Source organism: Streptomyces varsoviensis, from assembly GCF_000718635.1.
In the GTDB taxonomy this organism is placed as follows: Bacteria; Actinomycetota; Actinomycetes; order Streptomycetales; family Streptomycetaceae; genus Streptomyces; species Streptomyces varsoviensis.
Genome location: NZ_JOBF01000003.1, coordinates 255,404 through 279,388 on the forward strand (window position 1 = coordinate 255,404; position 23,985 = coordinate 279,388).

The window sequence follows — 23,985 nt, forward strand, 5'->3', positions numbered from 1 at the left end:
AGAGCCCGTGTTCGCAGGGCCCGTGTTCGCAGGGCCCGTCTCGACGGGGTCGGGGTCGAAGTGGCCGGAGTCGGGGTCGATGTGGTCGGGGTCGGGGTCGATGTGGTCATTCTCGGGCAATCCCCCAGTCAGTGATCACCCGAGCATAGAAGACGGGCGGGGAGAACAAGCCCGCCGCGCGCTCACCCGAACTTGACGCGTTCCAGCCAGAAGTCGAGCAGCTCGGCGTCGCCCAGGACCTCGACGCGGCCGGCGGAGACCGGCTGCCGGCGGAAGACGAGTTGCAGTACGTCGCCGACGGGGCCCCGTACGGCGACGGCGGCCTTCTCATGGGCCCGCCGGACGGCGATGGCGTCGCCGGTGAGGTCGACCAGCCACTCGGCGGCGGCGCCGGGTTCGGCATCGGTGCCGTGGAAGTGCAGGGTGCGCCCGGCGCCGAGCAGTTCGCGCAGTTGGGGCCGGGCCTCCATGAGCTGCGGCTGGGCACAGATGTGCAGCCACTCGTCGATGGTGTCCGCCCCCAGCGTCGTGTCGACGGTGAACTCCGCGCCGACGGCCAGCGCCGCGTCCGCGCGGTGCACGACGGTCTCGTGCGCCATGCGCCGGGCCCAGAAGGAGGAGGACCCCGTGCCGAAGAACGCCCACACCTCGACGTCGGGCCCGACCTCGCGCAACGTGCTCACCAGCAGGGCCGCGCCCTCCCGCAGCCACTCACCGATCGCCCCCAGGTCCGCCCCCTCGGGCCCGCCGATGCCGCTGACCTGTTCATCCGGAACAAACGCCGTCGCCCGCGTCCGTACCGTCGCCTCCACCCGGCGATGCGCCGCACCCACATGTCGCAGCAACTGCTCCAGCGTCCACTCCGGACACGACGGCACCATGGCCGCCAGCTCGGCCCCCGCCACAACATCCACCAACTGCTCGGTCTGCGCCACTATTTCGTCGCAGTAACGCTCAAAACTGAGAAGAGTCATAACGGCACGATAAACCGCCCCCTCTCCCTCCACGCTCCAGCGGGCCGCGCCCGCAGCGCCGGTCGCGATAAGAGCCTCCGCCGGTGACCGTCGGGTCTGTCGGGTCCGCGTAGACGTCAGGGGGCCGGTGACGAGGCGGCGTCGTAGGTGGCGCGAGCGGCGGTGATGTCGGCTCGGTGGCGTTCCGCCCAGCCGACGAGCCCGGAAAGGGTCGCGTGGAGTTCGCGAGCCATGGGTGTGAGGCTGTATTCCACCTTGGGCGGCACGGTCGAGTAGACGGTCCGGATGAGCAGGCCGTCGCGTTCCAGCTTGCGCAGGTTCAAGGTGAGCATGCGTCGGCTATTGTCCCCGTCTCGGTCGCGATCGGCGCGATGTCCCTCGGCCTCTCACCCAAGCTGATCGCGCGCTTCGGCTCCCGTGCCGTACTCCTTCCCGGCCTCGCATCGATCACGACAGGTCTCGCGGCGCTCGGGCGCGTACCGGCGAATGGGGGCTACTTCGCAGACGTCCTGCCCGCGCTGCTGCCACTCGGCATCGGGTTCGGACTCGCGATGCCGGCGCTGGCCACACTCGCGATGTCAGGGGCCACACCTCAGGACTCGGGGCTCGCCTCCGGCATGTTCAACACCATGCAGCAGATCGGCAGCGCCTTCGGGCTCGCGATCCTCAGCACACTCGCCGCCTCGCATACGGATGCCCTCCTGGGCGACGGGGAGAGCACCGCTTCGGCGCTCACGAGTGGCTACCAGCTTGCCTTCCGCGTCGGCTCGGGCTTCGTCGCCATCGCCCTGCTCCTCGCCGCCATCGCGCTACGGTCCCCCGCCACAGCACGACGTACGGCGAACGGAAAGGAACCGGCCGCCGAGAACGCCACTCACTGACCAGGCGGCGACATCGTCCCAATCGGCCGGGCCGGAAATCCTCCTTCAGCAGCGGCGACGGCAACACCACGTGCCTCGAAGTCGCCAAGGGCGGCACCGGCTCCGTCCACCTCCGCGAGAGCGACGACCCCGGCGTCGTACTCAGCACGTCCAAGCCCGCCGTGCAGACACTGCTCGGCTGGGCGAAAGGGCCGACGGCGACGGGACGGCGGTAGCGGGGCGGGGCCGCCCCCGCGACCGCATGGCCGGTCCGGCTGCCCCCGGTGGTGCCCTCGCGGTCCTGCCCGACCCCGGCATGCTGAAGGAAAATCTCGTTCTGATCTCCATCCACCATCGAGGGGAACCACCCATGCGCGCGCAGGACAACGGCAAGGAGCGGGACCGCGGGAACGGCCCGGCAGTGCCCCGGTCCCGGCCGGTGCAGGCGCCCGAGTGGATGGCCGGGGTCCGCTCGCTCCAGCGGCTGGCCGGAAACGCGGCCGTCTCGCGCGCGGTGGACGAGGCTCGGCATCGACACGGGCCGGGGTGCGGGCACGGGCAGCGGCTGGGGGAACGGCCCCTCGGAGTCCCCGCCACGGCAGCCGAGCACGTACAGCGCGCCGCCGCGACACGCGCCGGGCACGTACAGCGGGCGCCAGGGGGCGCTCCGGCGGCCGCGCCGCAACCGCAGGTCGGGCTGCCGCCGGACCTCAACGCGGCGCTCGGCAAGGAGGTCCCGGACTACTGGAACGACCTCCAGTGGACCGACAGCGGACAGGGTTACCACACGGCCTCCCTGCCTCGCGATCACCGCGTGTGGAAGGCCATCGAGAGCTACGCCCAGCTCTCCCAGGAACGCGCGCCCGTCACCGCGCCGAAGGGTGAGGCGACCCGGATGGCGGAGTCGAAGAAGCGGCTCGCGGACCCGGCGATCACCGACGAGCAGCGCGCGTCGCACACGCGTCGGCTCCAGGAGGGGAAGCCCGGCGGCCCGCCGCCGCCCAGCAGCGCGCACATGGACATCGTGGAGATCGTGGTCTGCGCCAACCCCACGCTGTGGGAGAAGTACGCGACCAACCGGCAGCTCTACCACCAGTCGCTGGTCTCGGTCGACAAGCAGGGACTCAAAGCCTCGGGCAAGGACCGCAGCGAGCGGGTCCCCTGGTCCACCGGGCGCCGGCCCGACCTCGGCGGTGCGGCGTCGACCTCGCGCCAACCCGGCTACCAGCGCCCCGGCCAGTCGCCGTCGGACGTGCCCCAGGGCGCCGGGGAGGGCTTCTTCTGGCACGGCACCAGTACCAACATCATGGACCTGATCGACAAGAACGGGCCGGCGCCCGAGCTGGGCCGGAACAAGGGCACCAAGGACAAGCCCCAGTACGGCGTGCTGGGCCAGGGCACGTACGTCGCCGACAACTCCTCCAAGGCGCAGACGTACTTCGCCTGCCCCCAGTGCGAGGACCCCGAGTGCACGGACGCGTCGCATCCTCCCCGGCAGTTGATGCTGATGCGCGGCCTCCTGGGCTCACCCGACTTCGCGCACCTCGGGCACAACAGGCGGGCCGAGGACCACAAGACGATGAAGGACGGTCGCACGTCGGTGATGAGCCCCGGCATCAAGAAGAACCCGGCCCGGCTCGGCGCGACAGGTACCAACGAATTCCTCATCAAGGACAAGGCGTTGCTCTACCCGGAGATCCGCGTCCACTACCGGCGGTCCGCGCGGTGATAGCACAGCAAGGCCGCCCCGGGACGGGAAGCCCCGGAGCCCTGTCGTCCAACTCCCTTGCGGTCAGGCTGGTTTGAGCCGTTCACCACGGGCCACTCGGGGTCTATGTCCAAACACCTTCGTCAGGGGAGCAATGGCGCGGCGACGGCCGTGACCGTGGTCGCGGATGTGACGGCGTTGATCCTCGGTCTGTGGATTGTGTTCTACGTGCTCGACGCGAACCGGGCGAATGACCTGGTCAGCTTTGTGCATGATGCCGCTCGCTGGCTGGCGGGATGGTCGTACGACCTCTTCACGATGCGTACGGACTGGCTGCGGACGCTGCTCAACTTCGGGCTGCCCGCGGTGATCTACCTGGTCGTCGGGCACGCGGTCGCGGCGCGGATTCGGCGCGTTTAGGCGGGGCTCGGCGCCCCTGGAGGCGCGCCCGCCACGCGCCCCGGGCCCCGGCCTCAGCAGCAGTCCGGTGTCAGCCCCGTCGGCAGGCGGTCGCCGCTGAACACCGCCGTCGTCGCCTCGTCGCCGCCGAGGGCGGCCACGGCCAGGAGGAGGGAGGCCGCGGTCCAGGTGGTGCGCTCTTCGGGCCAGATGGCGGCGTCGTCGTAGACGTAGCCGGTCCAGTAGAGGCCGTCGGGGGCGCGGAGGTGGGGCTGGATCCATTGGAGGATCTGGACGGCGCGGTCGGATTCGCCCATGGCCCAGAGGGCGAGGGCCAGTTCGCAGCTCTCGCCGCCGGTGACCCAGGGGTTGGGGAGGACGCAGCGGACGCCGAGGCCGGGGACGACGAAGCGGTCCCAGTCGGACTCAATACGGGCCTTGGCCGCGGGGCCGGTGAGGGCGCCGCCGAGGATCGGGTAGTACCAGTCCATGGAGTAGCGGCTCTTGTCGAGGAACCGTTCCGGGTGGCGGCGGATCGCGTGGGCCAGCAGGCCGAGCGCCAACTCCCAGTCGGGCTGCGGCTCTTCGCGGTGTTCGGCGATGGCCAGGGCGCAGCGCAGCGCCTGGTGGATGGAGGAGGAGCCGGTGAGCAGGGCGTCCGCCACCGGAGCGCCGTCGTCCTCGCGCTTCCAGCCGATCTGGCCGCCGGGCCGCTGGAGGGCCAGTACGAACTCGACGGCCGCGAAGACCACCGGCCACATCCGGTCGAGGAAGGTGTCGTCGCCGGTGGCGAGGTAGTGGTGCCAGACGCCCACCGCCACGTACGCGACGAAGTTCGTCTCCCGGCCCCGGTCCGCCGGTTCCGCGGTGTTCACGCCGCCCGGCTCGTCCGTATAGGCCGCGTACCAGGAGCCGTCCAGGTTCTGGTGGTCCGCCAGCCACCGGTACGCCGCCTCCGCGCGCTCGTGTTCGCCGGCCGCGTCGAGCGCCATCGCGACCTCGACATGGTCCCAGGGGTCCAGGTGGTGGCCGCGGAACCACGGGATCGCGCCGTCCGCGCGTTGGACGGCGGCGATGCCCGCCACGGTGCGGGCGGCTTCCGCGGCGGTGAGGACCCCGGCGAGTTCGAGGCGTTCGGTCCGTTCCGGCGACGTCATTCGGCGGCCGCCGCGGCCGACGCGGGACGGTGCGACAGGTCCGACAGGTGCGGCGAGGACTGCGATGCGCGTGACGACTGCGATGCGCGTGACGACTGTGATGCGGACGATGGGTGCGATTCGTGCGACGGCCGCGTCGGCTCCGGCAGGTGCGGCTTGGTCGCGTACGCCACGAAGCTCTTCCCGATCAGCGGGTTCAGCGCCTGCTCCGCGACCCGCGTGGCCAGCGGCTTCTTCATGATGTCCCAGACCAACAGCCGGTGGTACGCCCGTACCGGCAGCGCCTTGTCGTTGTCGACGCCGAACGCGCACTTCAGCCACCAGTACGGGCTGTGCAGACCATGCGCGTGATGGGTGCCGTACGGCTTGAGGCCGGCCTCGCGCATCCTGGCGAGCAGTTCCTCGCCGCGGTAGATGCGGATGTGGCCGCCCTCCACCTCGTGGTACGCGTCGCTCAGCGCCCAGCAGACCTTCTCCGGCCCGTACCGAGGCACGGTGACCGCGATCCGGCCGCCGGGCCGCAGCACCCGGACCATCTCGGCGAGCACGCCCTTGTCGTCCGGGATGTGCTCCATGACCTCGGAGATGATCACGACGTCGAAGCTGTCGTCGGGGAACGGCAGCGCGAGCGCGTCGCCCTCCATCGCGGTCGCGGTCGCGCCCTCGGGGGCCTCGCCCGCCTCCTTCATCGCGGCGAACCACTTGGCGACTTCGCGGATCTCCTCGCCGTTGCGGTCGAGGGCCACCACCCGGGCGCCGCGCCGGTAGCACTCGAAGGCGTGCCGCCCGGCGCCGCAGCCCAGGTCGAGGACGCGATCGCCGGCGGCGAGCGGGAAGCGGGAGAAATCGACGGTCAGCACGGGGGTCTGCCTTCTGTCTCGGGCGGGCTGTCTATGGCGGGCCGGCTCGGGGGCTCGGACGGCTCGGGGGCTCGGACGGTTCAGATCGCTCGGATAGCTCGGGTGACTCGGATGGCTGGGGTGGCTCGGAGGGGAGGGCCCGCTACGGGGGCGGGCCGCGGAAAGCCGGGCCGGGCGTCAGCCCCGCCCCCGTCTCAGCGGCGCGGCGGCCGACCGCCGGTGGTCGGCCATCGCGGCGCGGTAGCGCTCGACCGTGCCGAGAGCCGCCTGTTTCCACGTGAAGCGGGCCAGTACGCGCTCCCGCCCCGCGGCCCCGAGCCGGCGCCGCAGCTCGGCGTCGCCCAGCAAGCGGCCGAGTCCGGCGGCGAGCGCCTGCGCGTCGCCGGGCGGTACGGCCAGGCAGCTCACGCCGTCGGGGCCGGCGACCTCGGGGATCGCGCCGCCCGTGGTGGCGACCAGCGGGGTGCCGGTGGCCATGGCCTCGGCAGCGGGCAGCGAGAAGCCCTCGTAGAGGGAGGGCACGCAGGCGATCTGCGCGGAGCGCATGAGGTCCACGAGTTCGGGGTCGCTGATGCCCTTCACGAATTCCACGGCGTCGCCCAGCCCGTACCGCTCGATGGCGGTGGCCACGGGGCCGTCCTCGGCGCGCTTGCCGACGACGACCAGGTGCGCCTCGGGGTATTCGGTACGGGCCTTCGCCAGCGCCTCCACGAGGTGGACGAGGCCCTTGAGGGGGACGTCCGCGCTGGAGGTGGTGACGATGCGGCCGGGGATCTCGGGTACGGCCGGGTCCGGGGAGAAGAGGCCGGTGTCGGCGCCGATGTGGACGACGTGCACCCGGTCCTCGCGTACGCCGAGGTGGTCGACGATCTCCTGGCGGGAGGAGCCGGAGACGGTGAGGACGCTCGGCAGCCGCCGGGCCACGCGCTTCTGCATGCGGGTGAAGCCGTACCAGCGGCGGACGGAGGCGCGGCGGCGCCAGTCGGGGGCGGCGTCGAGGTCGAGCCGGCGGTCGACGGTGATGGGGTGGTGGACGGTGGTGACCAGGGGGAACCCGGCGCGTTCCAGGCCGAGCAGCCCGTAGCCGAGGGTCTGGTTGTCGTGGACGACGTCGAATTCGCCGGGCCGGGCGGCCAGGTGGCGGCGGGCCCGCAGGGAGAAGGTGAGCGGTTCGGGGAAGCCGCCGGTCCACATGGTGGCGACTTCGAGGGCGTCGATCCAGTCGCGGTACTCGCCGCGGCCCGGGGTGCGGAAGGGGTCGGGCTGGCGGTACAGGTCGAGGCTGGGCAGCTCGGTGAGGGTGACGCCCTCGCCGGGGTCGAGTACCGGGTAGGGCTGGGCGCCGATGACTTCGACGCGGTGGCCGAGGCGGGCGAGTTCGCGGGAGAGGTGGCGTACGTACACGCCTTGGCCGCCGCAGTACGGGTTGCCCTTGTAGGTGAGCAGCGCGATGCGCAGCGGCCCGTCCTCGTCCCCGCCCAGGAGGCGAGGCGCAGCCGCCTCTGTGGCCTCAGCGGTCACTCTCGGCCCCCTTCTCACGCAGTTCAGCCGGAGCGTAACCGGTAGCGCTAATCTAGAACAAGTTTCAGACTTGATCGTTCAAGAGGCTCCGAATCTACCGGCCCGACCCGGCCCGCAAAGGGCCGGAACGGGTGATTCGCGCCACGGCCCGGGCCCTGCCATGCTGTGGGCCCATCCGGGGCGCGGCAAGACCGCCGGGTGGGCACCAGGGACCAGGGAATGGGACATATGACGACAGAGACCAAGTCGGCCATCGCCTCCACCCCGCCCCTGACCGAGCGTCAGGAGGCGCGCCGGCGGCGCATCCTGCTCGCCAGCGCGGAGCTGGCCGGCCGCGGCGGCTTCGACGCCGTGCAGATGCGGGAGGTCGCCGAGGCGGCCGGGGTCGCGCTCGGCACCCTCTACCGCTACTTCCCCTCCAAGATCCACCTGCTGGTCGCCACCATGCAGGACCAGCTCCAGCGGATGCACGAGACGCTGCGCAAGCGCCCCCCGACCGACGAGGCGCCGGCCGCCCGCGTCGCGCAGACGCTGATGCGGGCCTTCCGCGCCATGCAGCGCGAACCGCACCTCGCCGACGCCATGGTGCGCGCCCTCACCTTCGCCGACCGGTCGGTGAGCCCCGAGGTCGACACCGTCTCCCGGCTGACCACGGCGATCATCCTGGACGCCATGGGGCTGACGGGGCCGGCCACCCCCGAGCAGCTCTCGGCGGTCCGCGTCATCGAGCACACCTGGCACTCGGCGCTGATCACGTGGCTGTCGGGGCGGGCCTCGATCGCCCAGGTGAAGATCGACATCGAGATGGTCTGCCGCCTCATCGACCTCACGGGGTCCCAGGACGACGCCCCGGCCACGTAAGGCGCTCGGGCCGCGCCGGTCGCTTGGGCCGCTTGGGCCGCTTACGTCGTTTGGGTTTCCCAAGCCTGTTTGGGCCGCTTAGGTCGCCCAACGCCACGCAGGTCGACCGAGCCCGCTCGGGCCTCTCAGGTCACTCGCGCCCCCTCAAACCACTCGGGCCTCCCAAACCGCTGAGCACCCATGGCGGCCTCCGACGGCCCCCGGCGGCCTCCTGGGGCCTTCGAGGGGCCGCGACGAACGTAACTGGTAGCGAGCGGGGCGCACGCGGCTGGTTCAGTGCGCCCCCGCGCCCCCTATTGGCCAATTCTGCGTATCCGGGACGCCGGGGGATACCGGTAGGAATATGTAGCCACGCGTCCAACCGATGCGACCAGCGCAGAGGGTCTGGGGGGAGAACGTGATCCGGGTACTGCTGGTACACGACACCTATCTGCTGCGCACCGCGCTCGCGGCGCTGGTGGGCAGGGAAACGGACATCGAGGTCTCCTCGACGGCGTGGCACGGCGCCGTCGGCAAGGCCCGTGCCGTGCGCCCGCATGTCTGCGTGGTGGACATGGACAGCCCCGAGGCCGGCGGTCCCCGCGGGGTGGGGCTGCTCAGCGAGGACTGCTGCGACGAGGAAGGAGGCCCCTCGCTGCTCGCCCTCGCGACGGCGGGCAGACCCGGCCCGCTGCGCCGCGCGTTCGAGGCGCGAGCGCTCGGGTACGTGAGCAAAAACGCTTCCCCGGGGCGGCTCATCGAGTCGATCCGCCGGGTCGCCAAGGGCGAACGCTGCGTCGACGAATCCCTCGGCTTCGGCTTCCTCCAAGCGGCCGAGATCCCGCTCACACCAAGGGAGTTAGCGGTCCTCTCGCTCGCCGCCGAGGGCGCTTCCATCAGCGAGATCGCCTGCAGCCTGCACCTCTCGAAGGGGACGGTGCGCAACTACATGGCCGCCATAACCCGCAAGACAGGGGCCCGCAACCGCGTCGACGCGATCCGCATCTCGCGCGGGGCGGGCTGGCTATGACGGCGCCCGCGCGGAACGGGCCGGCTCTGACGGCGCTCCCGCGGCGCGGGCTGGTTATGAGGGCGCCCCCGCGGAGCGGGCCGGCTGCCAGGTGCCTGTGAGGGACTGGTAGAGGGGGGAGCGGAGGAGGAGTTCCTCGTGGCGGCCGGAGAGGGTTTGGGGGCCGTCCATGATGAGGACGCGCGAGGCGCGGCGGGCGGAGCTGAGGCGGTGGGCGATGACGATGAGGGTGCCGCCGGGGCGGCGGCTGAAGGCGTGTTCGGCGCGGGCCTCGGCGGCCGGATCGAGGTGGCATGTCGCCTCGTCCAGGACCGCGACCGGTGCGCGGCTCAGGTACGCCCGGGTCAGCGCGATCAACTGGCGCTCCCCGGCGGAGAGTCCCGCCGGGTCGACGATGGCCTCAGGCCCGCCCAGCCGGTCGGCCAGTCCGCTCAGGCCGATCGCGTCGGCGGCCGCCGCCAGTTCCGCGTCGGGCACCACATCGGCGCGCAGGTAGGCCAGGTTGGCGCGGAGCGTGCCGGTGAAGACGTACGCCTCCTGCGGAATCAGCACCCGCCGCGCGGGATCGCCGCCGTGCTGTACGGGCGCGCCGCCCACCCTGACCTCCCCGGACCGCGGTTCCAGCAGCCCGGCGACCAGCCCGGCCAGGGTGGACTTCCCGACGCCGCTCGGGCCCACGACCGCCAGGTGCCCGCCCTCGGGAACGGTCAGGTCCAGGTCGCGCACCACCGGCCGCGCGTGCTCCCCGTACGCGAAGGTCACCGCGCGCAGCTCCACGGCGGGTCGGGGGCGGCTGTCTCCGCTGCGGAGGGTGGCAGCGGGTACGTCGCGCGTACGGGGCCGGGCCTTCGCCGCCGCCCCCGCCGTCAGCCTCCGTACCACCACGACCAGCCGCGACCCGCTCGCGCCGAGCCCGTGCATCAGGTTCTGCAACGCCGGCAGCAGTGATGTCGTCAGGTAGGAGAGCGCGCCGACGAGGGCGCCCGGTGTGACGCCGCGGTCGAGCAGCCAGGGCGCGGTGACGATGAGCAGGACGATGGGGAACCGCCCGGCCAGGGCCACGGCCAGGACGCGCAGCACCCCCCAGCGGGCCAGCGTGCGGGCCGCGCGGAACTCGGCCTCGACGCGGAGCTCCGCCTCCCCCGCCACGCGGTCCTCGGCCCCGGCGGCGGTGATGTCGCGCAGCCCATCGGCCACCGCCCCCAGCTCCTCGGCGATGGCCTCGTCCGCCGCGAGGAACGTCTCCTGGCGGCGGGCCATCGGCCGGAGGGTAGCCGCGAAGAGGGCGAGGCCCAGTACGAGCGGGGGCACGACGACGAGGAGCAGTACGGGCGCCAGGGAGAAGAGTCCGACGAGCGCGCCCGCGGCGGTGAAGACGAAGGAGCGGGCCACCATGACCAGGCCCGCGAAAGTGTCGCGGGCGATCTCGACCTGGTGGGTGAGGCGGGAGACCGCGGCGCTGTCGGCGTCGTCGAGCGCCCGGGTCACCACGCGGCGTACGAGCGCGTCGCGCAGCGGTTCCACGAGCGCGGCCACGGCCCCGTACACCCGGCGCGTGCCGTACGCGCCGACGGCCACGGCGACCGCCGCCAGCCCCAGCCACCCCAGCCCGGCGCCGGACCGGCCGGCCAGGAAGCCCTCGTCCAGCGCGCGGGCCAGCGCGAACCCCATCACGAACGTCTGCCCGGTCTCCAGCACCGACCACGCCGCGAGCCGCCCCACCACCCGCGCCCGCCGGCGCAGGAAGCGCACCCCCTGCCCGTACGTACCGGCAGCGCCTGCCCCCTGGCCGCTCCCGCCGTCAGTCACGCCCCACCCGCTCCCCGCTCGCCCGCGCGCCCTCGTCCACGCCCTCCCCCTCGCCCGCGCGCTCAGCGTGGGGCGGCGCGCCCTCGAACACCGCGCGGTAGCCCGCCAGCCGCCACAGCTCCTCGTGCCGCCCCACCGCCCGTACGCGGCCGTCCTCCAGCCAGGCCACGCGGTCGGCGCGGGCGGCCGTCGTGGCGCGGTGGGCGACGATCAGGCGGGTGCGGGGGCCGATGTCGTTCACCAGGGCCTCGGCCACGCGCAGTTCCGTGACCGTGTCCAGGCTGGAGGTGGCGTCGTCCAGTACGAGCAGGCGCCCGTCGTGGGCGAAAGCCCTTGCCAGGCCGAGGCGTTGGGTTTCGCCGCCGGACAGCGGCGCCTCCGTCAGCCGGGTGTCGTAGCCGTCCGGGAGGAGTCGTACGAAGCCGTCGGCGCAGGCCGCGCGCGCCGCCTCCCGCACCCGTCGCGGGCCGGCCTCGCGGGGGCCGAAGCCGATCGTGCCGCCGATGGTGCGGCCCAGCGGGGCGGGGCGCTCGAAGGCGTAGCCGATGGCGTCGCGCAGCGACCCGTGGTCGAGGGCGGCCAGCGGGGCGCCGTCGAGCGTGACGGTGCCGGCGTCGGCGTCGGCGAGCCGTCCGGCGACGGCGGCGAGGACGGACTTGCCGGTGCCGGAGCGCCCGACCAGGGCCATCGAAGTGCCGCCCGGCACCACGAGGTCCACGCCGCGCAGGACGTCGCGGCCGCCGCGGCGGGCCCTCACGCCGGACAGTTCGAGGGTGCCGGGGCCGGACGGCAGGCGGTGGGGCCCGTACTCCATGGCGGGTTCGGCGAGGACTTCGGCGAGCCGGCGGGCGGCGGTGCGGGCGTGGACGAGGGCGTTGAGGCGGCCGACGATCACGCCGATGCCGGAGGCGAGGACGGCGTACCGGGAGACGGCCAGCAGCTCGCCCACGCTCAGCTCCCCCGCCGCCAGCCGGAGCCCGGCGACCGCGAGGACGGCGATCTGGAGGAGGGGGACGACCATGACGGCCCGCGCGCTGGACTTCCCCTGGACCCGCCACATCCGGTGGCCCTGCCGCCCCAGCTCGGGGAGCGGTTCGAGGACGCGGGCGCGCTCGCGCCCGGCGGTGCGGGCGGCGGCGATGGTGGCGGCCCCGCCGATGGCCTCCATGAGCCGGCCCGCGATCTCGCCCTGCCCGCGCTGGTACTGGGCGATGCTGTCGGTGGTGTCGCGCACGAAGACCCGTAGCAGCGCGGCGAGCAGCGGCATCCCGAGGAGGAAGGCCGCCGCCGCCCAGAGGTCGAGCAGGGCCAGCGCCACGAGCCCGCCGACGGGCGGGATGACGGCGGCGAGGGTCGCGGCGACGTTGGCGGGGGCGGTGCCCGCGTAGGCGGCGTTGCCGACCAGCCGGGCGACCAGGTCGCCGGTGCCGAACCGGTCGGCGGCGCGCGACCCCGTACGCAGGACGTGCCGCAGCAGCCGGGTGCGCGCCCAGGCCGTGCCGCGGGCGTTGGCGGTGCCGGTAAGCAGTTCCCCGATGGCGTCGAGGAGGACGGAAAGGCCGATCAGGGCGGCGGCCGCGGCCGTCCACCGCGCGGCCTGCGGCCCGTGGCCGCCGGCCAGGACGGCGTCGAGGGCGCGGCCGAGGACCAGCGGCAGCGCCAGGGCGGCGCCGGCGGCGGCCGTGGTGACCAGGCAGATCGCGGCGGTGCGGCCGACGCTGTGCCGGACCGCTTCCAGCAGCAGGCGATCGGCGGCGCGGTTGGTCGTACGGTCGGCGTCGGTCGGCGTCGGCATGCTCGGAGCGGTCCTCCCTTCGGGGCGCGCACGGCCCCGGGCGCTGGCGCTGCCCGGGGCCGCTCTATGACCGATGTGACGTCATACGTGACACATATAAAACGGGTGACACATGTGGCGCGCCATCAGGCCGTCAGCGTCATCAGACGCAGAGCACGATGCTCGCGTCGCTCCAACACAGCAGCAGGCTGGCTTCGCTGCCGCCTCCGCCGCCGTGACCGCCGTACTCGGTTTCCATCGTCTGCAGGTCGAGAAGGGCCATGGTGGTTCCTTTCACAGTGGGGACTGAACACTCTTGCCACGGCCCCGGAGCAATCCGGGGCCTACGACCCCGTCTCCGGGGCCGGCTCGGGGTCCCGCCGCGGCGGCGGGAGGAAGGGGAGCCCGACGGGCTCGTCGTGCAGGGCCGCGCCCAGCGCGAGCAGGCAGCCCGCGGTGCCGGTGGCCAGGTCCATCGACAGGCGCATCATCTGGTCGCCGGGGAAGGCGAGATGGCCCTGGTAGGGGACCGCGTACCAGGCGAGGGCGGCGAGTTGGGCGGCGAGGTCGCCGTCGGCGACGCCGGGCGCGGTGGTGCGGCCGAGGTGGAGGACGGAGCCGCCGCGGCCCCGGAAGAGGCCGGGCTGCGCGTAGAAGCGGGACTTCGCGGCGGGCAGGATCGCGGCCCGCGCCGTCTCGAACTCCTCGACGGTCCGGTGCGCCGCGAAGTCGTCGAGGACCGCCCCGATGCCGACGCTGCCCTCGCCCAGGTACGGCATGGTGCGCCAGCCCTCGTCGACGACCAGGGCGCCGCGGTCGTTGCGTACGCAGGCCGCGAGGTCCTGCCGCAGGGCGTCGGCCGCGTGGTCCAGCAGCGCCGCGTCGCCCGTACGCTCGTACAGCCGCAGGAAGAGCAGGGCCGCGCCGCTCGCGCCGTACAGCAGCCCGGCGCGGGCGCGCTTGCCGCTCTCCCTGACCCGGGCGAGCCGGGCGGCGGCCAGCCCGGCGACCTCCAGGGCCCGGGCGCGCAGGGCGCTCTCGCCCGTGGTCGCCGCCAGGTGGTCGAGGGTCAGGCCCAGCCCGGCGAGCCCGCTGTTGAGGTCGGGCGCGAGCCGCTGCCACTTCTCGCTGAGCACCTGTTCGACGAGGTCCAGGGCGGCGTCGGGGTGGCCGAGCCGGTCGAGTACGTAACCGGCGCCGAGCAGCCCGTCGTAGAGGCCGAGGGGCGTGCCGCGCGGCGGGTCGGCGGCCTGCCGCAGCAGCCACCGCTCGCCCTGTTCGTAGCGGTCCGCGCCCACCTCGCCGAGGGCGTACAGCACCCCGGCGGCGCCGTACGCGAGGCCGAGGCCGCCGCCCGTCTCGAACTGGGAGATGTCGCCCGGGAAGAGCCGGTCGTCGCGCTCGGGGGTGGCCGAGGCGAGGATGGCGCGGATCATGGAGTCGCGGCTGAGCGGCCAGTCGGCGGGGTCTACGGGGAGATACCGGTCGGCGGGGGCGGCCGGTACGGGGTACGAACACTCCTCTGTTACCGCCTCCGGGGCCGTGACCGGCTCCGTGGCCGTGGCGGCTCCCGCGCCCGCGACGCGCCCGATCTCCTGTACGGCCTCGTCCCAGAACTCCCGTGGCACGTCCGGGAATTCGGCGGCGGCGACGGAGGCGAGGTGTGCCGCCTTGTCCCGGTCGACGACCAGCAGGGTGGTCATCGGGAGGAACAGCGCGAGGCCCAGGCACGCGAGCGCGTAGCGGTCGACGTCGAAGCCGCGGCGGTCGGCGGGGGCGATGAAGCCGGGGTGGGCGACGGCCTGCCGGTGGTCCTCGTCGACGTGGGCGGCCGTCTCGAAGTCGAGGAGCCGCACGGTCTCCTCGTCGGGGGCGACCATGATGTTGAACATGTGCAGGTCGTTGAAGACCACGCCGCGGCTGTGGACGGCGGCGACGGCGGCCCGTACCGCGCCGTGGATGCGCAGCGCCCAGCGGGTGTAGGCGGCGACGGCCGCGGGGTCCGGGGCGGCGCCGATGAGCGGATGGCGCCGGGCGTAGAAGGAGTTGAGGGTGGTGCCCTCCAGGTGGTCCATCACCAGGAAGCGGTGGTCGCCGAGGGTGAACCAGTCCCGCACCTCGGGGGCGACGCCGAGGCCGGACAGCCGTTCCAGGGCGGCCTTCTCGCGCTCCAGGCGGGTGACGGCGTCGGCGCGGTCGGCGGCGAGCCCGGCGTACGGGCGGGCCTCCTTGAGCACCACCTTCGCGCCGGTGCGGGTGGACTGCCCCGCGTACACGCCGCCGCCGTTGGAGAAGTGCAGGGCCCGCTCGATGCGGTACGGCAGTTCGGTGGTGGTCGTGGCGTTGCGGGCGGCGAGCTGGGGCGCCAGGAAGTCGGGCAGCGTGACCCAGTCGGGCACGTGGAAGGCCGGGTCCCGGCGGTCGGGGATCAGCCGCCCGTCGGCGTCCTCGACGGCCGAGACGAGGGAGCCGGTGTCGTCGAGGCAGTAGCGGGGCGTGAAGCCGCCGTATCTGACGTACAGCGGGCCGTCGTTCCAGCGCAGGTCGGAGAGGATGTACGGGCCGGGCTCACCGGCGAGCAGCGCGCCGAGTTCTTCGAGGATGACGCGGAATTGCCGGTCGTCGGCCGGGTAGATGGTGACGAATTTCCCGCTGGAGCCGCGCGGCGCGTACTTGGAGTTCCGCAGGTGCAGCGGGCGCGGGCCGGGCACGAACTTGAAGGGGATGCCGCGGGGGACGCAGTAGTCCCACACCTTGGCGGCGGTCTTCTCGGCGTTCTCCAGACACGCGGAGACGTGGATCTTCCAGCCCTGCTGCGGCCGGCCCGGGAGGGATTTCCCCTCCGGGGTGACGGGGCTGACATGGAGCCAGTCCCCGGAGAGGAAGGAGCGCCACCCTTCGGGGACGGCGCGCTGGGCGGCCTCGTAGAGCGGGCCGGAGCCGCCGGTGCCGGGGGCCGCGGCGGAGAGCCGATCCGGGGTCTCGTAGAAGTACGTATCGGCAAGGCAGAAGACCTCGTACCGCTTGTCCACCGGTCCCCCCTCGACGACGTTGCATCGAGGTTTCCACGCCGCCGGGGGGTCGGACAGTCACGGTTGTCATGAAACGGCCATGCGGAACTCACAAGTAACCGCTAGCGCACGCTAGTAGTACGTACAGGCATACGCACGGGTAGCTGAAAACGCGCCCTGTTCCTCAGTCCTCAGTCTTCATTCCTCGGGCGGGAACACCGCCTCCCCGCTCTCCAGCACCGTGATGGCGATGGCCTCGACGGGACAGCCCTCGGCGGCGGCGAGCAGGGATTCCGCGGCGTCCTGCTCGGCGTGCAGCGGATGGGACTGGCGGGCCGCGTCGAGCCGGAAGCCGTCGGGCGCGGCGGCCGCGCACATGCCGGAGCCGATGCACACGCCCCGGTCGACCTCGACGTGCCAGCGGTCGGTCATCAGCTCTCCCCGTAGCCCGCGGGCAGGTGGATCATCTTGTGCTCCAGGTACTCGGAGAACCCCTCGGGCCCGAACTCCCGGCCCAGGCCGGAGTTCTTGTAGCCGCCGAACGGCCCGAGCATGTCGAGGCTGAAGGTGTTCACGCAGTACGTGCCGGTGCGCACCCGGCGCGCGACATCGATGCCGCGCTCGACATCGGCGGTCCAGACGCTGCCGGACAGCCCGTAGTCGGAGTCGTTGGCGATCCGTACGGCCTCGTCCTCGCCCTCGTACGGCAGCAGGCAGACGACGGGGCCGAAGATCTCCTCGCGGGCGATCCGCATGGAGTTGGTGACGTCGCCGAAGAGCGTCGGCTCCACGTACCAGCCGGTGTCCTGGCCCGCCGGGCGGCCGCCGCCGGTGAGGAGCTTGGCGCCCTCCTGCTGGCCGAGGGCTATGTAGTCGAGGGAGCGCTGCCGCTGGCGGCCGGCGACGAGCGGGCCGACCTGGGTGGCGGCGTCGAGCGGGTCGCCCACCACGAGGGCGCCCGCGGCGGCGGCGAGCCGTTCCGCGATCTCGTCGTAGTGGGCGCGGGGGGCGAGGACGCGGGTCTGGGCCACGCACGCCTGCCCGTTGTTCATCCAGGCGCTGGGGACGATCCCGGCGACGGCGGCCTCCAGGTCGGCGTCGGGCAGGATGACGGCGGCCGACTTGCCGCCGAGTTCGAGGGTGACGCGGGTCAGGTTGCGGGAGGCCACCTCCATGACGCGGCGGCCCGCCTCGACCGACCCGGTGAAGGACACCTTGTCGACGCCGGGGTGCCCGACCAGGTACTCGCTGACCTCCCGGTCGGCCGGCAGGATCGACAGCACCCCGCGCGGCAGCCCCGCCTCGGCGGCGATCTCCGCCAGCACGTACGCGTCCAGCGGCGTCTCCGGCGACGGCTTGAGCACCACCGAGCAGCCGGCGAGCAGGGCGGGCGCGAGCTTCGCGGCGGCCACGAACTGCGGTACGTTCCACGGCACCACGGCCGCCACCACGCCGACCGGCTCGCGCCGTACCAGCAGCGGCCCGAGCACCCCGGCCCGCCGCTCCTCGTACGGGAAGTCGCGCGCGACGGTGATCGCGCAGTCCCAGACCATCATCGCGCCGAGCGCCTGCGCGAGGACGCTCCAGGAGGAGGGGGAGCCGTTCTGGGCCGAGATGAGCCGGGCGATCTCCTCGTGGCGCGCGGCGATGGCGTCCTTGATGCGGGTGACGACCTCGATCCGCTCGTCCAGGGTGCGGTTCGCCCAGACCCCGGAGTCGAAGGAGGCGCGCGCGGCGGCGACCGCCTTGTCCACATCCGCGCGCGAGGCGTGCGGCACCCGGCCGATGACCTGCTCGGTGTGGGGCGAGACGACCTCGATGACGTCCCGGCCCGCCGGATCGGTCAACTCGCCGCCGATGAAGAGCTGTCCGTGCTCGATGAGGTCGTGTCCGTGCTCGATGAGACCGCTCATGAATGAGCCTCCCGCGGGTTGGCTTGGCCCCTGCCAGAACGGCCCCCGCTGCCGGCGACCGCCCTGACGCTGCATCAGAACTGATACCAGTTCTAGTTACACTTGACCACCCATCGCACGGGGGCCGTTCCCATCGGCGCTTCCCTCAGGCCGGATACGGCTTACCGGGCTCATCGAGCCACACCCACTGCCCGGCCGCGGCGACGGTGAGCCCGTAGCGGGTGCGCTCCGGCGCCCCCGCCCGCTCCCACCGCCGATAGGCGGCCTCGACCTCGCCCCACAGGAGACGCGGCCCGTGCTGCCGAACGTCGAAGCCGGGCTCGGCGGGGGCGTGGTGGGGGGAGGGCCGTGAGGCGGAGGCCGCGTCAGGGGCGTGGTGGGGGGAGGTTTGGGCGCTGGGGGCCGCCTCGGGGACGTAGTCGACAGAGGCCCAGGAGCCGGTGGCCGCGTCGGCGAGCCAGAGGGTCCATTCGCCGTCGGGCCCATGCCCGACCGAACTGCGAACGCCGGGCATCATGAGGCCGACGGCGAACGCCGCATCGGCGTCACCGAGCGGATAGCGGGGGTCCAGCCGGGTACGGCCGGCGACGGCGCACTCGGCGTGGCGGACGGTGGCCATCACATCGCGGGCCGGGGCCTGGGCCCGCATCCACATGAACGCGCTGTCGCCCACCACGGGCCCCTGAGCCTCCGGCCCTCCCGGCCCCTCGCGGACGTCGAGGCGCAGCAGGACGCCGTTGTGCAGGCTCGTACCCCACGGCGTGACGATGCGGCCGCCGGGGGCCACCTGCTCCACCCACGCGTACGGGACGCGGTGAACGGCACACGTCGCGATGAGCCGGTCGTACGGCGCCGCCTCAGGCCACCCGTCGGCCCCGTCCGCGGCCACCACCCGCGGCCCGTGGCCGGCGGCCTCCAGGGCGCGGCGGGCGTGGGCGGCGAGCACGGCGTCGACCTCGACGCTGACCACGTGGCCGTCGCCGACGAACTCCGCGAGCAGCGCGGCGTTGTAGCCGGTACCGGTGCCGATCTCCAGCACGCGGTGCCCCTGGCGCGGATCGAGGTGGTCCAGCATGGCCGCGACGACCCGCGGCATGGACGCCGAACTGGACGGCGTGAACGCGGGATCGGCGCCGGGCGGGTCCTCGACCTGAGTGATGACCGCCATGTCGCTGTAGACGCACCGCCGCCACTGGTCGGGCTCACGCGTCCGGGACAGCGGCACGTAACCGTCCGCACCTCGAACCCAGACCTCATCGGGGACGAACCGCCCACGGTCGACGGCGGCGAAGGCCCTCCGCCAGCGGGGCGGTAGGTGTCCGGCGGCGGCGAGGAGGCGGGCGAGTTCGGCGGGGCCCGCGCTTGGCGGAGTCACGGTTGCTTCTCCTCGGGGAGCGGCCTCGACCGATGCGGGGTTGCCGCCCCACCTGCCCATCGTGCGCCCCAATCCGACGGTCACCTACGACTACCGACAGTACGCGAACCAATACTGTCGGCGTTACGCGCGCCAGGTGGACTTGACGTGCCATCAAGAGAAGTGTGGTTCGGGCCAGTTGAGGGGCCCAGAACTGATATCAGTTCTAGTTATAGTGGGCGGTGGAGCCGACGCGGGACGCGGCGAACATCGGCGAGAGGGGCCCGGCATGGCGCACGTCACCGACCACGGAGGCGGGGTCTGGTCCATCCCCGTTCCCATACCGGACAACCCCCTCGGGCACACCCTCATATACCTCCTCGCCACCGACGACGGACCCGTCCTCATCGACACCGGTTGGGACGACCCCGGCTCCTGGGAGGTGCTCGCGGCCGGGCTCGCGGAGTGCGGTACGTCCGTGGCCGAACTGCGGGGCGTACTCATCACCCACCACCACCCGGACCACCACGGCCTGTCCGGGCAGGTCCGCGAGGCGTCGGGCGCGTGGATCGCCATGCACCCCGCCGACGCGGACGTGGTGCGCCGCACCCGGGAGACGGAGCCGCTGCGCTGGCTCGGCTACCTCGTCGACAAGCTCGCCGCCGCGGGCGCGCCCGACGACCACCTCGCGCCGCTGACGGCCGCGCTCGCCGAGGGCCGCGCCCGACCGCTCCCCGGGCACCGGGCCGCGCTGCCCGACCGGGCCATCGAACCCGGCGAACTCCTCGACCTCCCCGGCCGCCGGCTGCGCGCCGTCTGGACCCCCGGCCACACGCCCGGCCACGTCTGCCTCCACCTCGAAGAGGACCACCCGGACGGGCGCCCCGGGCACGGCCGGCTCTTCTCCGGCGACCACCTGCTGCCCGGCATCACCCCGCACATCGGCCTGTACGAGGACCCGGAAGCGGCGGCGGGCGCCCTCACCGGCGCCTTGGCGGACACGGCCATCGACCCGCTCGGCGACTACCTCGCCTCCCTCGAACGCGTCGCCGCCCTCTCCCCCGCCGAGGTCCTCCCCGCCCATCAGCACCCCTTCACCGACGCCCCCGCCCGCGTCCGCGAACTCCTCACCCACCACCAAGCCCGCCTGGCCGACCTCCGCCAACTGCTCACCACCCCCCGAACCCCCTGGCAGCTCGCCGTCGCCATGGAATGGAACCGCCCCTGGGCCGACATCCCCTACACCTCCCGCAACATCGCCGTCTCCGAAGCCGAGGCCCACCTCCGCCGCCTCGTAAAACTCGGCCACGCCGAGCCCGTCCCGGGCAGCGAGCCGGTCGCGTACCGAGCGGTGTGACACCGCGCCTCGACCGCTTCCGTTCGCGACGGCGGCCACCCCCGCCGGGCTCCTGCCCCGGCGGGGTGAGGGGAGCGGGGAGGGCGCGGCTGGGGTGCCGTGCACAACCCGCCGAGGCCGCGGGGCCGGGCGCAGTCTGTCGGGGGCGGAGCGCACGCAGCACGCCGACGGTGCCGGGCCAGGAGCCCGGCGCCGCCGCGGAGTCAGGCGCAGCCTGCCAGCAGTACGGAAGCAGGAGCGGCCCACCAGCGGCGCGAAGCCAAACGGCACGCCGGCGCAGCCCGGCAGCCACGCAGGGGCGGGCGCAGCCCGGCTCCGGCATCGGACCAGGCGCAGCCTGTCGGCCATGCAGGGTCAGGCGCAGCCCGGCGGCGCACGGCCGGACACAACCTGCCGGTGGGGCCCGTCTGGGCGGAGCCCGGCGGTGGTGCCGCCGTGGCGGGCGCAGCCCGGCAGCCGCGCAAGGGCAGGCGCAGCCCGCCACCCGCGGACGGGCAGGCACAGCCCGGCGGTCTCGCAGGCGGCGCGCCCCCGCGGGCGGCGGCGGAGCCCGGCCGCCCGTCGGCGAAAGGGGTGGGGGTGGCCCGTTAGAGTGGTTCGGACAACTTCATCCCGCCTCGCCACGGGGAAAGCCGGTGTGACTCCGGCGCTGACCCGCAACCGTGAGTGCGGCCGTAGGTCACGTACGTACGGTCGTACGAGCCGGAGCACCCGCGATGGGGCGAACAGGCTCCCGGAGCCGGACGCGTCCGCCTGGCGGCGGCGTCCGGTCACCGGCACCGTCGAGGTATACGGAGCTGAGCCCGGTGCCACCGCGCGGTCTGTGCAGACAGCGCGCGGGTGGGCGGCCGTGCGCGGCTGTATACCACCCCACGCTGTGCAGCACCCTCCGTTGCGACCTTCACCGAGAGGCACCGACCCCATGGCCCCCTCCCCCGCCGTCCACGCGCGCCGCGGCGCCGCGGCTCTGGCCACCGCCGCCCTGCTGAGCGCGGCCGCGGCCCCCGCCGCCTTCGCCGACTCGCCGTCCCCGGCGGCGCCGGGACTGTACGGGACGACGAACCCGCAGTTCGACGGCGTGTTCCGGCAGTCGCTCGCCTTCATCGCGCAGGACTCCGTCGGCGTCACGCCCGCCACCTCGGCCGTCGACTGGCTGGCCGGCCAGCAGTGCGCGGACGGCGGCTTCGCCGGTTACCGCGCCGACACCGGTACGGCCTGCGACGCGAAGAAGGGCGAGTTCACCGACGCCACCGCCGCCGCCGTACAGGGGCTCGCGACCGTCGGCGGGCGCGGCGCCGAGGTGAAGAAGGGCCTCGACTGGCTCAAGGCCACGCAGAACGAGGACGGCGGCTGGGGCGCCCAGCCCGGCAACCCCAGCAACGCCAACTCCACCGCCACGGCCATCGGCGCGTACGCCGCGGCCGGCCAGGACCCGGCCAAGGCCACCGCCAAGAGCGGCAAGAGCCCGTACGACGCGCTGCTCGCCTTCCAGCTCGGCTGCGACGCCAAGGAGGGCGAGCGCGGCGCGTTCGCCTACCTGCCGCAGAAGGGCCAGCTCCTCGCCAACGACCTCGCGAGCGCCGCGGCGACGCTGGCCGCGTCCGGCAAGGGGTACCTGGTGGGGCACCCGAGCGGCGGGGACAAGGCCCCGAAGCCGCTCGACTGCGCGAAGGACGAGGGCGACAAGGACCACAAGAGCGACAAGGGCGATAAGGCGGAGAACGCCGCCGCCGCGGCCGACGCCGGGTCGGCCTACCTGGCGGCCAAGCTCGGCGGCAACGGCCAGCACCTCACCTCCGCCATGGACCCCAAGTCCGACAAGCCGGACTTCGGCGCGACCGCCGACGCCGTGGCCGCCCTCGCGGCCGGCGGCCACACCGACGCCGCCGGCAAGGCCATGAGCTGGCTGCGGGACGACAAGAACGGCGCGGCCGCCTGGGCGAAGGGCGACCCCGGCAAGCTCGCGAAGCTGATCCTCGCGGCCAAGGCGTCCGGTACCGATCCGCGTACGGTCGGCGGCGACCTCGTACAGCAGCTCGACGAGACGGGCCCGAAGCCGGAGGCGGCGGCGGACACGTCGAAGAAGGACGAGAAGGAGAAGAAGAAGGACGACAGCGGGTTCGGCGTCTGGTGGTTCGTGGGCGTCTGCCTGGTGGCGGGCATCGGCGTCGGCTTCCTGCTCAGCGGCCGCAAGAAGAACCCGAAGCCGTGACGGGCCGTCTGCGCCGGGCGCCGGGCGTGGCGGCGCTGCTCGCCTGGGTCCTCGGCGTCCTCGCCATCCTCAGCGCCGCGCCCGCGCACGCGGACGGCTACCGCTACTGGTCCTTCTGGGAGCAGGGGGCGGGGGCGGGCCAGGGGCAGTGGGCGTACGCCACGCAGGGGCCGTCGGTGGCGCGCCCCGACGACGGTGACACCATCGGCTTCCGCTTCGCCGTCAGCCAGGACTCCTCGCAGGCGGCGAAGCCGCGCGGCACCGCCGGCTTCGCCGCCATCTGCGCCGACACTCCCGCCAAGGGCGGCAGCAAGCGCGTCGCCCTCGTCGTCGACTTCGGCACCGCCGCCGACGCGCCTGACGGCTCCACCCCGCCCCCGGCCCGTACGGCCTGCGCCCGCGTCGGTACGGACGCCAGCGCGAGCGAGGCGCTGGCCGCGGTCGCCAAGCCGCTGCGCTACAACTCGGCCGCGCTGCTCTGCGCCATCGACGGCTACCCGAAGAAGGGCTGCGGCGAGCAAGTGTCGGACGGCGGCGACGGTGGGAAGAAGACCCCCGCCCCGTCCGGGACCGCCATCGCATCCACCGCAGCCGCCGACAACGACAACGGCGGGGGCGGCGGCCCCTCGGCCGGGCTCATCGGCGGCATCGCCGCCGTCCTCGCCCTGGGCGCCGCCGCCTGGTGGCAAACCCGCCGCCGCCGCGGATGACCCCGCCCCAAGCGCGCCCGCCCCGCGCCGGCACGACGACGAACGAACGGGCCCCCCGCGCCGGCACGACGGCAGACGACGGGGCTCCCCGCACCGGCACGACGGCAGACGGCGGGGCTCCCCGCACCGGGGCATCCGCCGATCGGGCGTCGCCTCGCGCCGAAGCGTCCGCCGATCAGGCGTCGCCTCGCGTCGGCGCCTCCGAGGAGCAGGCCCCTCCCCGTGCCGGAGGCTCTACAGACCAGCGGGACCGCCGCGCCGGATCGCCTTCGGACCAGCGGCCTCCCCAAACCGGTACGTCTACGGACCAGGCCCCTCCCCGTGCCGGAGGCTCTACAGACCAGCGGGACCGCCGCGCCGGGCAGCCCGCCGACCATCCGGCACCCGACGCCGGGGAGCCCGCCCACCAGCCGACGCCCCACGCCGGGCACCCCGCCGACCAGCCGGTGCCCCACCCCGGGGAGCCCTCCGACCAGCCGGTGCCCCGCCACCAGGA

At 73.7% G+C, this 23,985-nt stretch carries 20 protein-coding genes and 1 pseudogene; 9 read left to right on the forward strand and 12 right to left on the reverse strand.

The annotated features are described in order from the left end of the window. Positions 1-182: 182 nt before the first annotated feature. On the reverse strand, positions 183-974 hold the full coding sequence (locus IF55_RS05615) for a maleylpyruvate isomerase family mycothiol-dependent enzyme (RefSeq protein ID WP_030876165.1): 792 nt from the start codon (positions 972-974) through the stop codon (positions 183-185). A 116-nt stretch (positions 975-1,090) separates the two neighbouring features. Continuing rightward, positions 1,091-1,315: pseudogene (locus IF55_RS05620) on the reverse strand (winged helix-turn-helix transcriptional regulator); the annotation flags it as partial. A gap of 30 nt (positions 1,316-1,345) precedes the next feature. Between IF55_RS05620 and IF55_RS05625 the strand changes: the two are divergent. The 4 genes from IF55_RS05625 (at position 1,346) to IF55_RS05635 (ending at position 3,962) form a co-directional block, all read left to right on the forward strand. Then, complete coding sequence (locus tag IF55_RS05625) at positions 1,346-1,855, forward strand: MFS transporter (RefSeq protein WP_030876171.1); 510 nt, start codon at positions 1,346-1,348, stop codon at positions 1,853-1,855. Next, a complete protein-coding gene (locus tag IF55_RS36785) occupies positions 1,852-2,070 on the forward strand; it encodes a DUF397 domain-containing protein (RefSeq protein WP_078643873.1) in 219 nt (72 codons plus the stop codon). Before IF55_RS05625 ends, IF55_RS36785 begins: the two co-directional genes overlap by 4 nt. Before the next feature lie 134 nt (positions 2,071-2,204). After that, positions 2,205-3,563: a PARP domain-containing protein gene (locus IF55_RS05630; RefSeq protein WP_030876173.1), complete on the forward strand. Its 1,359-nt coding sequence runs from the start codon at positions 2,205-2,207 to the stop codon at positions 3,561-3,563. 105 nt (positions 3,564-3,668) lie between these two features. Further along, the gene (locus tag IF55_RS05635) at positions 3,669-3,962 is read left to right on the forward strand and encodes a hypothetical protein (RefSeq protein ID WP_030876176.1); all 294 of its coding nucleotides are present in this window, start codon (positions 3,669-3,671) and stop codon (positions 3,960-3,962) included. A 53-nt stretch (positions 3,963-4,015) separates the two neighbouring features. Here IF55_RS05635 and IF55_RS05640 read toward each other — a convergent pair whose 3' ends face one another. The 3 genes from IF55_RS05640 to IF55_RS05650 form a co-directional block, all read right to left on the reverse strand. Beyond that, on the reverse strand, positions 4,016-5,098 hold the full coding sequence (locus IF55_RS05640) for a prenyltransferase/squalene oxidase repeat-containing protein (RefSeq protein WP_030876179.1): 1,083 nt from the start codon (positions 5,096-5,098) through the stop codon (positions 4,016-4,018). Next, a complete protein-coding gene (locus tag IF55_RS05645; RefSeq protein ID WP_048831579.1) occupies positions 5,095-5,958 on the reverse strand; it encodes a class I SAM-dependent methyltransferase in 864 nt (287 codons plus the stop codon). Before IF55_RS05645 ends, IF55_RS05640 begins: the two co-directional genes overlap by 4 nt. A gap of 177 nt (positions 5,959-6,135) precedes the next feature. Further along, positions 6,136-7,479, reverse strand: a complete 1,344-nt coding sequence (locus tag IF55_RS05650; RefSeq protein ID WP_245661068.1) for a glycosyltransferase family 4 protein — start codon at positions 7,477-7,479, stop codon at positions 6,136-6,138. Between the two features lie 228 nt (positions 7,480-7,707). On the opposite strand from IF55_RS05650, the gene IF55_RS05655 reads away from it, so the two are divergent. Together IF55_RS05655 and IF55_RS05660 are read left to right on the forward strand one after the other, a co-directional pair. Then, a complete protein-coding gene (locus tag IF55_RS05655) occupies positions 7,708-8,340 on the forward strand; it encodes a TetR family transcriptional regulator (RefSeq protein WP_030876188.1) in 633 nt (210 codons plus the stop codon). 364 nt (positions 8,341-8,704) lie between these two features. Then, complete coding sequence (locus tag IF55_RS05660; RefSeq protein ID WP_211269946.1) at positions 8,705-9,349, forward strand: response regulator transcription factor; 645 nt, start codon at positions 8,705-8,707, stop codon at positions 9,347-9,349. A gap of 54 nt (positions 9,350-9,403) precedes the next feature. Here the strand turns inward: IF55_RS05660 and IF55_RS41135 are convergent, their stop codons facing one another. From IF55_RS41135 to IF55_RS05690, 7 genes are all read right to left on the reverse strand, one after another. After that, on the reverse strand, positions 9,404-11,020 hold the full coding sequence (locus IF55_RS41135) for an ATP-binding cassette domain-containing protein (RefSeq protein WP_078643876.1): 1,617 nt from the start codon (positions 11,018-11,020) through the stop codon (positions 9,404-9,406). A 130-nt stretch (positions 11,021-11,150) separates the two neighbouring features. Continuing rightward, complete coding sequence (locus tag IF55_RS05670) at positions 11,151-12,953, reverse strand: ABC transporter transmembrane domain-containing protein (RefSeq protein WP_048831581.1); 1,803 nt, start codon at positions 12,951-12,953, stop codon at positions 11,151-11,153. Between the two features lie 142 nt (positions 12,954-13,095). Continuing rightward, positions 13,096-13,215 (reverse strand): SapB/AmfS family lanthipeptide, encoded by a 120-nt coding sequence (locus IF55_RS36200; RefSeq protein WP_063763886.1) that lies wholly within the window; start codon positions 13,213-13,215, stop codon positions 13,096-13,098. A gap of 61 nt (positions 13,216-13,276) precedes the next feature. Then, a complete protein-coding gene (lanKC, locus tag IF55_RS05675; RefSeq protein WP_030876200.1) occupies positions 13,277-15,964 on the reverse strand; it encodes a class III lanthionine synthetase LanKC in 2,688 nt (895 codons plus the stop codon). Between the two features lie 177 nt (positions 15,965-16,141). Then, complete coding sequence (locus IF55_RS05680; protein ID WP_030876201.1) at positions 16,142-16,375, reverse strand: ferredoxin; 234 nt, start codon at positions 16,373-16,375, stop codon at positions 16,142-16,144. Next, positions 16,375-17,856: an aldehyde dehydrogenase gene (locus IF55_RS05685; RefSeq protein WP_030876204.1), complete on the reverse strand. Its 1,482-nt coding sequence runs from the start codon at positions 17,854-17,856 to the stop codon at positions 16,375-16,377. The genes IF55_RS05680 and IF55_RS05685 overlap by 1 nt, the downstream gene beginning before the upstream one ends. A gap of 145 nt (positions 17,857-18,001) precedes the next feature. Continuing rightward, on the reverse strand, positions 18,002-19,231 hold the full coding sequence (locus tag IF55_RS05690; RefSeq protein ID WP_030876207.1) for a methyltransferase domain-containing protein: 1,230 nt from the start codon (positions 19,229-19,231) through the stop codon (positions 18,002-18,004). A gap of 268 nt (positions 19,232-19,499) precedes the next feature. On the opposite strand from IF55_RS05690, the gene IF55_RS05695 reads away from it, so the two are divergent. The 3 genes from IF55_RS05695 to IF55_RS05705 all read left to right on the forward strand — a co-directional run bounded on the left by IF55_RS05695 (position 19,500) and on the right by IF55_RS05705 (position 23,489). Further along, positions 19,500-20,567 carry a Strvi_7410 family MBL fold metallo-hydrolase gene (locus IF55_RS05695; RefSeq protein WP_030876211.1) on the forward strand — a complete coding sequence of 356 codons (1,068 nt, stop codon included), beginning with the start codon at positions 19,500-19,502 and terminating at the stop codon, positions 20,565-20,567. Between the two features lie 922 nt (positions 20,568-21,489). Next, entirely contained in the window at positions 21,490-22,779 is a 1,290-nt protein-coding gene (locus IF55_RS05700) for an SCO2321 family membrane protein (protein ID WP_030876214.1), read from the forward strand. Continuing rightward, positions 22,776-23,489, forward strand: coding sequence for an SCO2322 family protein (locus IF55_RS05705; RefSeq protein WP_398242795.1), 714 nt, complete (start codon positions 22,776-22,778; stop codon positions 23,487-23,489). Before IF55_RS05700 ends, IF55_RS05705 begins: the two co-directional genes overlap by 4 nt. Positions 23,490-23,985 lie beyond the last annotated feature (496 nt).